Origin of the sequence: Tropicibacter sp. Alg240-R139, from assembly GCF_900537075.1 — a bacterium.
Lineage (GTDB): Bacteria > Pseudomonadota > Alphaproteobacteria > Rhodobacterales > Rhodobacteraceae > Falsiruegeria.
Genome location: NZ_UNRA01000003.1, coordinates 526,991 through 540,527 on the forward strand (window position 1 = coordinate 526,991; position 13,537 = coordinate 540,527).

General features: G+C 56.8%; 14 protein-coding genes. 9 read left to right on the plus strand and 5 right to left on the minus strand.

All coding sequences use genetic code 11. The features are described from left to right. Nucleotides 1-13: 13 nt before the first annotated feature. Nucleotides 14-628, minus strand: a complete 615-nt coding sequence (locus G6R15_RS15500) for a glutathione S-transferase family protein (protein ID WP_164660862.1) — start codon at nucleotides 626-628, stop codon at nucleotides 14-16. A 13-nt stretch (nucleotides 629-641) separates the two neighbouring features. Then, the gene (locus G6R15_RS15505; RefSeq protein ID WP_164660863.1) at nucleotides 642-1,292 is read right to left on the minus strand and encodes a histidine phosphatase family protein; all 651 of its coding nucleotides are present in this window, start codon (nucleotides 1,290-1,292) and stop codon (nucleotides 642-644) included. Between the two features lie 144 nt (nucleotides 1,293-1,436). On the opposite strand from G6R15_RS15505, the gene G6R15_RS15510 reads away from it, so the two are divergent. Next, nucleotides 1,437-2,621: a hydantoinase/carbamoylase family amidase gene (locus G6R15_RS15510; protein ID WP_164660864.1), complete on the plus strand. Its 1,185-nt coding sequence runs from the start codon at nucleotides 1,437-1,439 to the stop codon at nucleotides 2,619-2,621. Between the two features lie 85 nt (nucleotides 2,622-2,706). After that, complete coding sequence (locus G6R15_RS15515; RefSeq protein WP_164660865.1) at nucleotides 2,707-3,411, plus strand: SGNH/GDSL hydrolase family protein; 705 nt, start codon at nucleotides 2,707-2,709, stop codon at nucleotides 3,409-3,411. 6 nt (nucleotides 3,412-3,417) lie between these two features. Here the strand turns inward: G6R15_RS15515 and G6R15_RS15520 are convergent, their stop codons facing one another. After that, a complete protein-coding gene (locus tag G6R15_RS15520) occupies nucleotides 3,418-3,699 on the minus strand; it encodes a DUF1330 domain-containing protein (protein WP_164660866.1) in 282 nt (93 codons plus the stop codon). Between the two features lie 102 nt (nucleotides 3,700-3,801). Here G6R15_RS15520 and G6R15_RS15525 point away from each other — a divergent pair, with 102 nt between their 5' ends. Next, nucleotides 3,802-4,674: a LysR family transcriptional regulator gene (locus G6R15_RS15525; RefSeq protein ID WP_164660867.1), complete on the plus strand. Its 873-nt coding sequence runs from the start codon at nucleotides 3,802-3,804 to the stop codon at nucleotides 4,672-4,674. A 28-nt stretch (nucleotides 4,675-4,702) separates the two neighbouring features. Then, a complete protein-coding gene (locus G6R15_RS15530; protein ID WP_240336780.1) occupies nucleotides 4,703-5,290 on the plus strand; it encodes an NUDIX hydrolase in 588 nt (195 codons plus the stop codon). A gap of 1 nt (nucleotide 5,291) precedes the next feature. Here the strand turns inward: G6R15_RS15530 and G6R15_RS15535 are convergent, their stop codons facing one another. Both G6R15_RS15535 and G6R15_RS15540 read right to left on the minus strand, forming a co-directional pair. After that, the gene (locus G6R15_RS15535) at nucleotides 5,292-5,996 is read right to left on the minus strand and encodes a response regulator transcription factor (RefSeq protein WP_164660868.1); all 705 of its coding nucleotides are present in this window, start codon (nucleotides 5,994-5,996) and stop codon (nucleotides 5,292-5,294) included. Next, on the minus strand, nucleotides 5,993-7,858 hold the full coding sequence (locus tag G6R15_RS15540; RefSeq protein ID WP_240336781.1) for a PAS-domain containing protein: 1,866 nt from the start codon (nucleotides 7,856-7,858) through the stop codon (nucleotides 5,993-5,995). Before G6R15_RS15540 ends, G6R15_RS15535 begins: the two co-directional genes overlap by 4 nt. A 310-nt stretch (nucleotides 7,859-8,168) precedes the next feature. Between G6R15_RS15540 and G6R15_RS15545 the strand changes: the two genes are divergently transcribed. From G6R15_RS15545 to G6R15_RS15565, 5 genes are all read left to right on the plus strand, one after another. Beyond that, nucleotides 8,169-10,109 carry an AMP-binding protein gene (locus G6R15_RS15545; RefSeq protein ID WP_164660927.1) on the plus strand — a complete coding sequence of 647 codons (1,941 nt, stop codon included), beginning with the start codon at nucleotides 8,169-8,171 and terminating at the stop codon, nucleotides 10,107-10,109. Between the two features lie 97 nt (nucleotides 10,110-10,206). Continuing rightward, entirely contained in the window at nucleotides 10,207-11,025 is an 819-nt protein-coding gene (locus G6R15_RS15550; RefSeq protein WP_164660870.1) for an ABC transporter ATP-binding protein, read from the plus strand. A 62-nt stretch (nucleotides 11,026-11,087) separates the two neighbouring features. Next, nucleotides 11,088-12,089 carry a branched-chain amino acid ABC transporter permease gene (locus tag G6R15_RS15555; RefSeq protein WP_164660871.1) on the plus strand — a complete coding sequence of 334 codons (1,002 nt, stop codon included), beginning with the start codon at nucleotides 11,088-11,090 and terminating at the stop codon, nucleotides 12,087-12,089. A gap of 96 nt (nucleotides 12,090-12,185) precedes the next feature. Then, entirely contained in the window at nucleotides 12,186-12,443 is a 258-nt protein-coding gene (locus tag G6R15_RS15560) for a hypothetical protein (RefSeq protein ID WP_164660872.1), read from the plus strand. A gap of 2 nt (nucleotides 12,444-12,445) precedes the next feature. Continuing rightward, complete coding sequence (locus tag G6R15_RS15565) at nucleotides 12,446-13,522, plus strand: branched-chain amino acid ABC transporter permease (RefSeq protein ID WP_164660873.1); 1,077 nt, start codon at nucleotides 12,446-12,448, stop codon at nucleotides 13,520-13,522. Nucleotides 13,523-13,537: the final 15 nt, after the last annotated feature.

The window sequence follows — 13,537 nt, forward strand, 5'->3', positions numbered from 1 at the left end:
TCAGAGCATGCCATCAAAGCATACCGGCGGCCTTGACTGCCTGAACCGAGGCGCGCGCCTCCATCGCGGCGCGGAAGGCTACGATCTTGGGGAAAGCCGAAACGTCTACCCCATCCCCTTCGAGCCAGCTGCTCACCACATAAAGGTAGATGTCCGCAAGACTGATGTTGTCGCCCAACACAAATGGTCCCCGCAGGCCCTTGCTTTCGATATAGGCGCAAGAGGCGGTCATTGTTTCAGCCACTTTGCCCTTCATGTCCGCCCAACTGCTTTTCTTGTCCGCCCACCGATGACCGCGCATCTTATGGGCATGGTTCACATGCATGGTCGAGGCGAGGTAATACATCACTTCGCGCATGCGGGCGGCCATCACCGGATCGGCGGGCACCAGCCCGGCCTCGGGCGCTTTGTCAGCGATGAAATCCAGCAATGCACCAGTTTCAGTCAGAATACCGCCTTCGACTACCAATGCAGGCACGCGGCCTTTGGGGTTGATCTGTCCATAGGCTGAGGTGGTTTGTTCGCCAGCAGAGAAGTCCAGTTTGACAGGCTCATATTCCAGGCCGGCTTCTTCCAGCGCGATGGCGACGGCAATCGAAATAGTTCCCGGGGCGTAATACAGTTGCATCCGAAATCTCCTGTCACAAGTGGGTCTGGGCAAAGTGCCGGTCGGGGGCTTCCAGGTGCGGCACGGCGTTGAACAGAACCGGGCTTAGATGGGTGCCAATCGGGAACAGACGATGCATCGACGTATTCATGATGGCAAGAGCCAGCCGTGACATCGACGGTATGTCCAATCCCATCGCCTGCCGCATCACCATTGAGATGAACGCGCCTGAGGTGACCACCACGGCAGGTCCGGCGCCCTTGGCGATCTCGTGGATCACGTCATGGGCGCGGGCCTCAAACTCCTGAAAGGTTTCGGGTGGGCCATCGAGTTCACCATTTTGCCAGGCGGTGAAGACATGCGGCAGGTGCTGGATGAATCCCTCACGCTCGACCGGGATGGCGACGCCGTGTTGCTCTTCGAGAAGGGTCGCGAGAGTGAAATACTCGATCTCGTTTAGCCGTGCGTCTTGGTCCGGCGCGGGCAGGCCCATGCTGGCGGCGGTTTCGATGTGACGGGTAAGGGTGCCGGAATAAACGCGCGGGTGGTGCGCTTGTGCATCCGACAGATGGGCGCCCAGCCAAGCGGCTTGTTGATGCCCCAACGGGCTGAGCTTGTCATAGCTGTGCTCGTCCCGGGCTTCGGTGTTTGCCTGACCGTGACGGATAAGTGTGATGTGGGACATGCGGGCGCTCCTGCTTACGCGCAAGTCTTAGGCGAGGTATCAGTCGGGGACCAGAGGCGTTTGACAGGTGCGGGATGAAAACCGTTGCTGTGCCTTGTGGTGGGCAGCAGTCTGAATATGTTCAAATCACCAGGAGGTCACCCCATGTCCATCAAACCCGAACGGTTTCTGAAGTCGTTGCATGACTTGCGTCAATTTGGGTCCTCGGGCGTTGGCAAGGGCGTGGTACGACCGGCATTTTCCGATGCCGATATCGCTGCGCGCAAGTGGTTGGCGGATCAGATCAAAGATGCTGGGTTGACGCCGCATTTTGATCCGGTGGGTAATCTTTTTGGCCTTGCTGACGGGCCGTCGATCTTGCTGGGATCACACAGCGACAGTCAGCCCGAGGGCGGTTGGCTGGATGGCGCGCTTGGCGTGATGGCGGCGCTAGAAGTGGCGCGCAGCTCGAATGTTCCGGTTTCTGTTGTCAGCTTTCAGGACGAGGAAGGCCGGTTCGGCGTCACTACCGGCTCGGCCATCTGGTCGGGGAACCTGCCTTTGACCCAAGCTGATGCGCTGTGCGATCACGCGGGCGTTCCCTTTGCCGAGGCGCGGGCGCGCATGGGTGACTTGGCAGGTGATTTTGTCGCCCCCTCTCGGTTCACGGGCTACATCGAGATGCACATCGAACAAGGTCCGACACTGGACGCTGAGCGCGAGCAGATTGGTGTCGTGACCGAGATCGTCGGCATCCGGGATATGAAGATCAGCTTCGACGGGCAGCAGAATCACGCCGGAACCACACCTATGCATCTGCGGCGCGACGCGTTTCAGGCGTTGTCGGCGTTTAACACCGAACTCGGTGAGCGCTTTCAAAACGTGGTGACTCCGTGCACGGTTTGGACCATCGGCCACGTCAGCCTGCACCCCAACGCGTCGTCCATCGTGCCGGGGCGGGTGACGTTTTCGATGCAGTGGCGTGATGGTGACGCGGACCGACTGACCCGCATGGAGGGCATCGTGCGCACGACAGCAAAAGAGATCGCGTCAGCCAGAGGGATGGAGGTCAGCTTTGGGCCGCTCTTGGGGTTGGAACCTGTAGATATGGACACAAAGTTGCAATCTGCGTTGGCTGGCGCAGCCGAACAGATTGCACCGAACAAATGGCGCAGGATGCCATCGGGCGCTTTGCACGACGCGACCAATGTGGCCAAGCTTATGCCGGTTGCAATGTTGTTTGTTCCTTCAATCAACGGCGTCAGCCATGCTTTTGAAGAGGACACCGACGAGGCCGATCTGGTGGCCGGATTGCGGGTTCTTTCCGGCGCCGTGAACACTCTGTTCTAAAGAAATACCCGCCTCTCGCCCTGATTTTGCCACCAATTTCTGCTTAGATTTAGCTCAATGAGTAACGAAGCAGGTTGCAATCGAAATGCGCGTTTTTGGTGTGAAATTGGCTATCATATTGATTTTCCTGACGGGCCTGGTCGCGGCATGTCAGGAAAGTGTCACTCGAAACGAGGGCGCGCGGATTCTCGCGGTCGGCGATTCTCTGATGGCCTGGAATTCAGCTTGGGGCAGTTCCATCCCCCATGTGATGGAAGAGGTCCTGGGCGAGACGGTTGTTGATCGGTCGATCCGCGGGGCTTGGATGACCGTGCGCGATCCGGGCAACGAAAAAGGTGGGATTAACATCCCAAATCAATATGTTTCCGGCGAATGGGATTGGGTGATTGTCAACGGTGGTGGCAATGATTTGCTGTTCGGCTGCGGTTGTGGACGCTGTAGCGGAATGTTGGACCGGATGATTTCCAAAGACGGGATGAGCGGTCAGATCCCGGCGTTCGCGCGCCGTGTCAGAGACGACGGCGCGCGGGTTTTGTTCACTGGCTATTTGCGCAGTCCTGGCCTGCTGACCCCGATCGAACATTGCAAACCCGCCGGGGACGAGCTTGAGGCGCGTTTGGTCAAGCTGGCCAGCAACGAAGATGGCATCGTCTTTGTGTCAAACAAGGATGTGGTCCCAAGCGGCGGAATCACCTATTTCTCGCCTGATCTTATCCACCCGTCACGCAAGTCTAGCCGGATCATCGGCCGAAAGTTGGCCACCGTGATCACGCAGTTTGACAGCCGCTGATTAGTCCTAGGCGAGCAAGAGAATTTCAGTTTCACCCGCGCTGCGGCGCAAGGCATGTAGATCTGCCAAATCGGGATCATCTATCCAGGACTGCGCTGCGTCGACAGTGGGGAAGGACAATAACGCGGCAACATCGGGCAGGCTGGGTGAGCCATCCAGTGCCTGCGCCTTCGGAGTAGCGTGTTCAACTTTACCTCCATGTTTTGCTAGCGCGGCACCAGCTTGTTCGCGGTACTCACCAAGGGCCTGTGGGTTGCTGAGTTTGGCTTTGAAAACGGCGTAGATCATCTTGGTCTCCTGCAATGATGTGTTGGTAGGATCAAAATCTATGGGTCGCGATTGCTGGCGAAAACGCGTGTATTTTCATATCTCACATGCAAAAATGCATGCATGAAAGCAGAATGGGATGATCTTAAGACGGTTCTGGCAGTTGCGCGGGGTGGAACTCTGGCCGCTGCGGCCAAGCGCTTGGGGTTGAACTACACCACCGTCGCGCGTCGTATCCAAAGGGCCGAAGCGGCCCTGGGTGTTAGCCTGTTTCATCGTCTGCCAGATGGGTATCGGGCCACGGATGTCGGGCAACTGGTTGCAGAACGCGCCGCGACCATGGATCAACAAGCCGATGGGCTTTTCCGCGCGCTTCGGGGTCGCGACCAAACCCTGCGTGGTCGTCTGGTTCTTACCGCCCCACAACTGCTGATCGGGCCCCATGTCGCGCCGGTTCTAGAGCAGTTTTCCACCCTGCATCCCGATGTAGAGGTCTTGTTGAGGGCAACCAACGATCTGCTGGACCTGAATCGCCGCGAGGCAGACCTGGCCATTCGGATCAGCCGCACGCCTGGTGATACGCTCTTGGGGCTGCGGCTGTGCGAGCAGCAAGCGGCAAGTTTTGCGACCCCTTCCGTGGCCGAGCGGCTTAAGGATAGCCCCAACGCACCGGTCGATTGGATCGTCTATGAACAGAGCCCAAATGTGCCTAAGGCGGCGCTGGAGCACTTTCCGAACAACCGTGTTCGGATGGTGTTTGACGATATGGCTGCTATGGTTGGCGCTGCGCAGGCCGGGTTGGGTGTGGTACGTATGCCGATGTTTTTGGGCCGCGCGTCAGTCGGGCTGCAGCAAATACCGGTTCTGCCGCCGCAACCCTACGCCGATATCTGGGTCGTTGCTCATCGCGACGTATGGCCATCGGCCAAGGTCAAAGCTTTTCGCGACTTGCTGGTCCCCTGGTTCAAAGCTAGCGAATGCTGTTTTGTAGCCTGACACCTTTTTAGGTGCTCTGGTGAATGGCATGCATTATGGAACTGCGAAAACACTTTACATGAGAGTTTCCGTTTTGAGTATCATTGAAAGGCTGTCGCGCCGTACCGTCTATCGCAATCGCTGGACAACTGTGCATGAGGACGAGATCCGGTTTCCGGGGGGGCAGTGTGGAATTTACGGTGTCGTGGAAAAGACCGATTTTGCGCTTGTCATTCCGCAGCACGAAGATGGTCGCTTTCAAATGGTCGAGCAGTACCGCTATCCCGTATCCGGCCGGTTTTGGGAGTTTCCTGCCGGAGCACTGGAAGAAGACCCAGAGGCCGATCCCGCCGAGATTGCCCGCACCGAGCTAGAAGAAGAGACGGGATTGCGCGCGCACGTGATGATAAAACTAGGGGAGCAGTTTCCAGCATCGGGACTGACGACGAATGTTTGTCACATTTACCTTGCCACTGGATTGGAGCTTGGCGCGACGGGCAGAGAAAGCCAGGAGGCGGACATGATCACGGCGAAGTTCAGCCGTACAGAGATCATGGACATGATCCAGACAGGTAAAGTAAAAGATGCATTGACGATTTCGGCCTTCGGACTGCTGGCCATCGCAGAGTGGCGTTAGCTTAACGCCACTCGACCTCGCCCAAAAAGATATAGCCGGCCCCATAGATCGTCTTGATCAAACGAGGGTTCTTCGGGTCTTCCTTGAGCTTGGTACGCAGTCGTGAAATGCGGACATCCATCGCGCGGTCGAAACTTTCGCCCGCGCCACCGCCCAGCATTTCCTGCATCTGTGCGCGGCTGATCAGGCGTTTCGGGCTTTCCAGAAACAGGCGCAAAACTTCACCTTCGGCGTGAGAAAACTGGCTTTCGACGCCGGTTTCATCCTCAAGTACATAACGGTCGAAATGGGCCGTCCAGCCGTTGAACACCGCGGTGTTCCCCCCCGATTGTACGACTCGTGTGGCATCGCGAAGCCGGGCCCGAACGCGGGCGACGACCTCGGCGGGATCAAAAGGCTTAGTGATATAGTCATCCGCCCCTAGTTCCAGGCCGGTCACACGATCCTGCACTTGGGCGCGACCTGAAATGATGATGACTGATGCGCCTTGTTCCAAAGCCAAGCGATGAACCAAAGCCAACCCGTCGGTATCCGGCAGGGACAGATCAACAAGGCAAACATCCGGCGTAACGCGCTTGAGCGAGGCCTCAAATTCGCGCGCGCGAGAAAATGCCTGAGTGCGAAATCCCGCGTCTTCCAACACATCGGTCAGGATTTGGCGGATCTCTGGTTCGTCGTCGAGAATGGTGACGAGCGGTGCAGTCATTCGTTGGCCTCGGGTCTAAGCAGCGCAGAAAGCTGCGCACGGGTGAAAGGTTTGCGCAATACCGGCCCCAGGGCCAGCGCTTTTCGGTGCATTGGATCGCTGAGTGGCAGTGATGTCATCAACACAATGGGCAAGTCGTTCTGCAACCGCCCTACCAGATCCAGCCCGGTGGCTAACCCTTCGAGCTTGATGTCCGACAAGACAAAAGTGATGTCAGGAAGATCAGCGGCAAGAGCACAGGCCTCATCGACTGAGGTGGCTTCGATCACGGTGTGACCAAGTTTGACGAGCATTTCGCGGAACGTGGCGCGTAGGTCTTCGTTGTCCTCTACCAAAAGAGCCAGACCGCCGGCGGATTGTGGTGCGGGGCGGTAGGGCAGGCGCAAGATGACTGACGCACCTGAGGGAGTATTGCGAAGCTGCAAATCACCGCCTGCCAGTTTGACCGTGTCATATACCATAGGTAGGCCCAGCCCAGACCCTTCGCTCCCTTTTGAGGTAAAGAATGGGTTGAGCGCTTTTTCCAGCGCTTCTTTCGAGAAACCAGGGCCGGTGTCACTAACTGTGATCTCGATCCAGATGTTGCCGATAGTATGGGCGCTGACAGTGATCTGGCCACTGGTGCCACAGGCATCACGCGCGTTCAGGATCAGGTTCAAAAGCGCGTCCTGCATCATGCCGGGGTCCAGCATCAGCGCTTCGTCCGGGGTGTGATCCAGCACGCTTATTCCAACTCCTTGCGGCAGCGAAGGCGATGCAAGCAGTTTCAGATCCTCAAGCACTCCATGCATGTCAGTGGCGACGGGGCGCAGAGTACGATTGCCGGTCATGTCCGCGATCCGGTTCAGCAATCGTCCGCCGCGTTGGGCCGTCTGTTGGGTCGCGCCGATCAGTTGCGCGGCTTCCTCAGGCAGGCCCATCCGTTCCAATTTGGACTGCATGCCAAGGATGATGGTCAGCAAGTTGGAAAAATCATGTGCCAGACCGCTTGTCATCTGGGCTGCCATCGCACGGCGACGTGACTGTTGCAGGGCAACGCGAGCCTGGGTTTCTTCGGTGATATCCATCGACAGGATGTAAACGCCGCCGCTCTCTTCTGGGGTAAAGGCGACGCGAATTCGGCGGGAATCGTGGCCCTCGGTGAACTCAAAGACCGAGCTTTCACCGGAATAAGCTGCTTTCAGGTGCGGTTCGATCTTGGCAAAGGCCGGGCCCAAAGCGTCAGATATGTGCTTCCGCAAGATATTTGAGGGACGCCCGGGGATGACAGAACTTAGGCGGCGGTTCGAATAGGTGTAGTACCCCTTGGCATCCACATGAGCGATGTGAGCGGGCATCATCTCGGTGGTTAGACGGGTACGGGCCTCGATGGCGGTTAGTTGGCGTTTGGTTTCTTCCAGTGCGCTATTGGTGGCTGCCAGTTCGCGGTTGGTGGCCGACAGTTCTTCGGCATGGGTGAGCAATTGGTCTGACAGTTCCTCAGACCTTGCGCGCAGCAACTCTTCGACCCGTTTGGTGCGGGTGATGTCGGTGTAAACCGTTACCCAGCCACCTTCAGCAAGAGGCGCCCCTTCGATTGAGATAACCTGTCCATTGGGACGAACGCGTTCAAAATAATGCGGCACAAAGGCCAAGGCCTGGTCGACACGGCTCTGGACCAGAGTGTCGATGTTGTCGACAGGCCCATAATCGCCACGCTGGGCGATGAATCGAATGGTTTCGTCGAATCCAGCGCCGGGTTGTACCAACGCATCAGGTAGAAAGAACATTTCTTGAAACCGACGGTTGCAGACCGCGAGTTTCAGATCGTCGTCATAAATAGAGATAGCCTGCGCGATCAGGTTCAGACCCGCGGCAGTCATCGTCCTGATATATGCGTCGCTGGTGTCCAAATTCGCCCTCTCTCGCATCTCTTTCCTAGCACCGCTTTTGGGTGGTGGGTAGCCATTCGTCGGCTCGAATGTAACCGATATCTGGTTTGTAGATGGTGGCTGTTACAATTCGTAAGATTTGGGAAAACATCACGAAAAAGTTGACCCCGAACACTGAGCTCGTTCCTAATCGGGACAGAATCATCTTGGGAAGCTTGAGGTGATTGTTTCCGGCCCAATGGAGGGGGTCGGATTGGGGAGGAGAGATATTTTGGCTCAGATGCAGTCTGGCGTCGAAGGGATGCAATCCCTTCCGGCGCTGCTTCAACGCAATGCGACCCAGCACGGGACGTCGCCCGCATACCGGGAAAAGGAATTTGGAATCTGGCAGACCTGGACATGGTCGCAGACCGAGAAAGAGATTGAAGCACTGGCCTTGGGGCTAATCAATCTTGGCGTGAACGAAGGTGATTTTATCGCCATCATCGGACGCAACCGCCCGTATCTGTATTGGGCGATGGTTGCAGCGCAATCTGTGGGTGCCGTTCCCGTACCGCTCTACCAAGATGCCAACGCTGAAGAGATGGCATATGTTTTGCAGCACTGTGGTGCGCGATTTGTCATCGTGAGCGACCAAGAACAGGTCGACAAGGTGATCGAAGTGCAGGATCAACTGCAGCAGTTCGAGCATCTGATCTATCTTGATCCGCGCGGATTGCGGAAATACGATCACCATACGCTGCACCAATACAGCCATGTACAGGATCAGGGGCGCGCGGCCCGTGACGAGTGGATCACCGACCTGAACGAGCGTCGCGGGAAGCTGGACTACGAAAGCACATGCGTGATGCTTTACACGTCCGGAACGACTGGCAAGCCCAAGGGTGTAGTGCTGTCGAACCGGAACGTGATCGAGAGCGCCAAGAACGCCAGCGAATTCGACAAGCTGACCGACAAAGAGGACATCCTGTCGTATCTGCCGATGGCGTGGGTGGGTGATTTCATCTTCTCCATTGGTCAGGCCTATTGGTGCGGGTTCTGTGTGAACTGCCCTGAAAGCGCGGGCACGATGATGACCGACTTGCGCGAGATTGGGCCGACCTATTTCTTTGCGCCACCGCGCGTATTTGAAACCCAGCTGACCAACGTCATGATCCGGATGGAAGACGCGGGTTCGTTGAAAAAGAGTATGTTCCACAAATATATGGAACACGCCAAGAAAGTTGGCGGTGATATTCTGGACGGCAACCCGGTAAGCGGGATGGACCGGCTAAAGTATGCCATTGGTAACTCACTGGTTTATGGTCCGCTCAAGGACACTTTGGGTCTGGGCAAGGTTCGCGTCGGTTACACAGCTGGTGAAGCGATCGGCCCGGAGATCTTTGAATTTTACCGCTCACTCGGCATCAATCTGAAGCAACTTTATGGTCAGACCGAGGCGACGGTTTTCATTACCGCACAGCCCGATGGCGAGGTGCGCGCCGACACCGTTGGTGTTCCGGCCCCTGACGTCGAAATCAAGATCGACGACACCGGAGAGATCTTTTACCGCTCGCCAGGCACCTTTGTGGAATACTACAAGAATCCTGAATCCACGGCCTCGACCAAAGACGCTGAAGGATGGGTTGCGACGGGCGACGCAGGTTTCTTTGAGGACGGCTCGGGCCATTTGCGGATCATCGACCGTGCCAAGGACGTCGGCAAGATGGCCGATGGTTCGATGTTTGCGCCCAAGTATGTCGAGAACAAGTTGAAGTTCTACCCTGACATCCTGGAGGCGGTTCTATTCGGCAATGGTCAAGATCGGTGCGTGGCCTTTATCAACATTGATCTGACGGCCGTGGGCAACTGGGCTGAACGCAACAACATCGCCTATGCATCTTATCAGGAGCTGACCGGGCACCCAAAGGTGCTGGAGACGATCCAGAGCCATGTGGAGACGGTGAACAAATCTGTGGCCGAAGATTCGATCCTGTCGGGATGCCAGGTGCATCGCTTTGTCGTGTTGCACAAGGAATTGGATGCCGATGACGGCGAGATGACCCGCACCGGCAAGGTGCGTCGACGGATCGTGGAGGAAAAGTTCGCGGACATCATCGGCGCGCTTTATGATGGCTCTGCTCAGATATCGACCACAACGGAAGTGACCTATGAGGATGGGCGGAAGGGTTCGATCAGCGCCAGGCTCGATATCCGGGATGCGGCCGTATCGTCCGTTACCACAAAAATGGCTGCGGAATGAGGGCCGATTGGGACGACGCTCGTCCCCGTGCCGGGGACATCGCCCCGCCCACCGTCCCGCTGGGGACAGCCCTGCCGAATGAATGAGGGAGAGTTTGATGCTGGATGCATCTGAAGGCTATGTCACCGAGGATGGTCGCCAGATCGGCGGCGTGGTGATGGAGATGAAGAACATCACGTTGCGCTTTGGCGGTGTGGTGGCGATCAAGGACATTTCGTTCGACATTCGCGAAGGTGAGATTCGGGCCATCATTGGTCCGAACGGGGCTGGTAAATCCTCGATGCTGAACGTGATCTCGGGGTTTTATGTGCCGCAGGAAGGCGAAGTGTTTTTTCACGGCAAAAAACGTCCGCAAATGCGCCCCTATGAAGTGGCGCAGCAGGGGATTGCCCGGACATTTCAGAACATCGCCCTGTTTGAGGGGATGAGTGTTCTGGACAACGTGATGACCGGTCGCCTGAACCACATGAAAACAGGCTTGTTTTCACAGGCTTTGTGGAAGGGCAAGGCGGAGCGGGAAGAGACTGAAAACCGTGAAATCGTGGAAAGGGTCATCGACTTTCTAGAGATTCAGCACATTCGGAAAACGCCGGTTTCACGCTTGCCGTATGGTTTGAAGAAGCGGGTCGAGTTGGCGCGCGCTCTGGCGGCGGAACCGAAGCTGCTGTTGTTGGACGAACCGATGGCGGGCATGAACGTCGAGGAGAAAGAGGACATGTCCCGCTTTATCCTGGATGTGAACGATGAGTTTGGCACCACCATCGCCCTGATCGAGCACGACATGGGCGTTGTGATGGACCTATCCGACCGCGTGGTCGTGATGGATTATGGCAAGAAGATCGGCGACGGCACCCCGGATGAGGTGCGCACCAATCAGGATGTCATCGATGCCTATCTGGGGGTGTCACATGACTGATCCGAAATACTTTGAGAGTTTTGGGCAAATTGTGCTGACGAAGTTTGCAGGGGGAGAGCAGGATGCCTGAGTCACTTCTTTACGGAACAGAGGTCGTTTTGAACGGCCTTATGGCGGGGGTCCTTTATGCGCTTGTGGCCCTTGGCTTTGTCCTGATCTACAAGGCTTCCGGCATTTTCAACTACGCCCAAGGCGTCATGGCGCTGTTTGCGGCTATGACGCTATACGGGATCATGGTCGGGCAAGTTCCGTTTGCACATCTGATCAATGCGATCTTTGGAACGCATATTCATAACTTTGGGTGGGAGGTCCCGGCCATCATAGCGATTGTGCTAACGGTCGTGGTCATGGTGCTCTTTGCCTGGCTGGTGCAGCAGTATATCTTCCGCCACCTGGTTGGCCAGGAACCGATCATCTTGTTCATGGCGACCATCGGTCTGGCTTATTTCCTGGAAGGGGTGGCCGACCTGATGTGGGGCTCTGAAATCAAAGCACTGGACGTTGGCCTGCCGCAAGGTGGCAGCCTGTGGATCGAAGAAAACACCCAGTGGTTGGGGATGGGGAACGAGAACTTTTATGGGTTCTTCTTGGACCAGCTTGACCTGATCGCGACGGTGATTGCCGCGGTTCTGGTGATCGCACTAGTGGCTTTCAGCCAGTACACCAAACAAGGCCGCGCTATGCGGGCCGTCGCAGACGATCACCAAGCGGCACTGTCGGTTGGCATCAACCTGAACTTCATCTGGGTTCTGGTCTGGTCGGTTGCGGGCTTTGTAGCTTTGGTTGCCGGTATCGTCTGGGGCAGCAAGTCAGGTGTGCAGTTCTCGCTGTCGCTGATCGCGCTGAAAGCATTGCCGGTTCTGATGTTGGGCGGGTTCACCTCGATCCCTGGGGCCATTGTCGGTGGTCTGATTATCGGGGTCGGCGAGAAACTGTTTGAGTTCTCCATTGGCCCGCTGGTTGGGGGCGCGACTGAGAACTGGTTCGCTTATGTGCTAGCACTGCTGTTCCTGGTGTTCCGTCCGCAGGGCCTGTTTGGCGACAAGATAATCGAAAGGGTCTGAGGTCCCGGGAGGGCGACCCCGTTGCGGCTTGCGCCCAACGAGACCCGCCCACCCGGAACCTTCGCCTGATGTGAGAAACGATAGGGGTATCCGAAGATGAACAAACTGATCGCCATCATCAATGTGATTGCGTGGTCCGGGTTTTGGGCATTCGGGTACCTTGCCGTCACCGCCAAAGGGCTGACGGAGAGCCAACTGGTGATTGCCGCTTTGCTGGCCTTTGGCGGGCTGGTGACAGGGATCGCTGCTTACATGCGGCTGGTGCGGGTCTCGGAGGCCAGCGGCTATGCCAGGAAATCAAATCAACTCGACGCCGCGGCCCGGAATCGCGCGCAGTCCCAAGGGGGCATCTGAACATGTTCTACCGCGAAGCTGGGGATTTCAAAATCTCCTACAACCAGGACAACCAGACCTTTCCGATCCGGTTTGACCGCTATCGATACTATGCAGTGATGGTCTTCGCCTTTGCTGTGGTTCCGTTCATCATCAACGACTATTGGGCTAACGCCATCATGTTGCCGTTCCTGATCTACGCGATCGCGGCAATCGGGTTGAACATCCTGACCGGTTATTGTGGGCAGGTGTCGCTGGGCACTGGCGGGTTCATGGCTGTAGGGGCCTATGCCTGCTATAAATTGATGACTGCTTTCCCGGATGTGAGCATGTTCATCCATGTGCTTTTGGCGGGCGGGATTACGGCCCTGGTCGGGGTTCTGTTTGGTCTGCCGTCATTGCGGATCAAGGGATTCTACTTGGCGGTTGCCACGCTTGCCGCGCAATTTTTTCTGGTCTGGTTGTTTAACCGAGTGCCGTGGTTCTACAACTACTCGGCCTCTGGCCAGATCAACGCGCCGGAGCGAGATGTCTTTGGCATCATCATCACCGGTCCTAATGCGCCGGCCTGGGCGACTTATCTGTTTTGTCTGGTTTTCCTGGCTTTCTGTGCACTGATGGCACGAAATCTGACCCGTGGCACAATTGGCCGAAAGTGGATGGCCATTCGTGACATGGATATTGCGGCCGAGATCATTGGGGTGAATCCGATGAAAGCCAAGATGACGGCCTTTGCAGTCAGCTCTTTTTTTGTAGGCATCGCTGGCGCGTTGTTCTTTGCTGTCTATCTGGGCGCTGTCGAAGTGGGCGAAGTTTTTAACATTCAGAAATCGTTCCTGGTGCTCTTTATGGTGATCATTGGCGGTTTGGGCTCGATCTTTGGCTCGTTCGCTGGTGCGGCATTCCTGGTGCTGCTGCCGGTGGTATTGAAGGTCGTGGGTGCTGATATGCTGGGCTGGCCCACGGACATCGTGGCACACCTGCAGTTGGTGATCGTTGGCGCGCTGATCATTCTGTTCCTGATCATGGAACCACACGGGCTGGCGCAGCTGTGGCGCGTTGCCAAGGAAAAATTGCGTCTCTGGCCGTTCCCGCACTGACGCGGGGCTGGCTCA

Coding starts and splice junctions, on each gene's coding strand:
- G6R15_RS15500 (WP_164660862.1), bottom strand. CDS start 628: ATGCAACTGTATTACGCCCCGGGAACTATTTCGATTGCCGTCGCCATC.
- G6R15_RS15505 (WP_164660863.1), bottom strand. CDS start 1,292: ATGTCCCACATCACACTTATCCGTCACGGTCAGGCAAACACCGAAGCC.
- G6R15_RS15510 (WP_164660864.1), top strand. CDS start 1,437: ATGTCCATCAAACCCGAACGGTTTCTGAAGTCGTTGCATGACTTGCGT.
- G6R15_RS15515 (WP_164660865.1), top strand. CDS start 2,707: ATGCGCGTTTTTGGTGTGAAATTGGCTATCATATTGATTTTCCTGACG.
- G6R15_RS15520 (WP_164660866.1), bottom strand. CDS start 3,699: ATGATCTACGCCGTTTTCAAAGCCAAACTCAGCAACCCACAGGCCCTT.
- G6R15_RS15525 (WP_164660867.1), top strand. CDS start 3,802: ATGAAAGCAGAATGGGATGATCTTAAGACGGTTCTGGCAGTTGCGCGG.
- G6R15_RS15530 (WP_240336780.1), top strand. CDS start 4,703: ATGCATTATGGAACTGCGAAAACACTTTACATGAGAGTTTCCGTTTTG.
- G6R15_RS15535 (WP_164660868.1), bottom strand. CDS start 5,996: ATGACTGCACCGCTCGTCACCATTCTCGACGACGAACCAGAGATCCGC.
- G6R15_RS15540 (WP_240336781.1), bottom strand. CDS start 7,858: ATGACTGCCGCGGGTCTGAACCTGATCGCGCAGGCTATCTCTATTTAT.
- G6R15_RS15545 (WP_164660927.1), top strand. CDS start 8,169: ATGCAATCCCTTCCGGCGCTGCTTCAACGCAATGCGACCCAGCACGGG.
- G6R15_RS15550 (WP_164660870.1), top strand. CDS start 10,207: ATGCTGGATGCATCTGAAGGCTATGTCACCGAGGATGGTCGCCAGATC.
- G6R15_RS15555 (WP_164660871.1), top strand. CDS start 11,088: ATGCCTGAGTCACTTCTTTACGGAACAGAGGTCGTTTTGAACGGCCTT.
- G6R15_RS15560 (WP_164660872.1), top strand. CDS start 12,186: ATGAACAAACTGATCGCCATCATCAATGTGATTGCGTGGTCCGGGTTT.
- G6R15_RS15565 (WP_164660873.1), top strand. CDS start 12,446: ATGTTCTACCGCGAAGCTGGGGATTTCAAAATCTCCTACAACCAGGAC.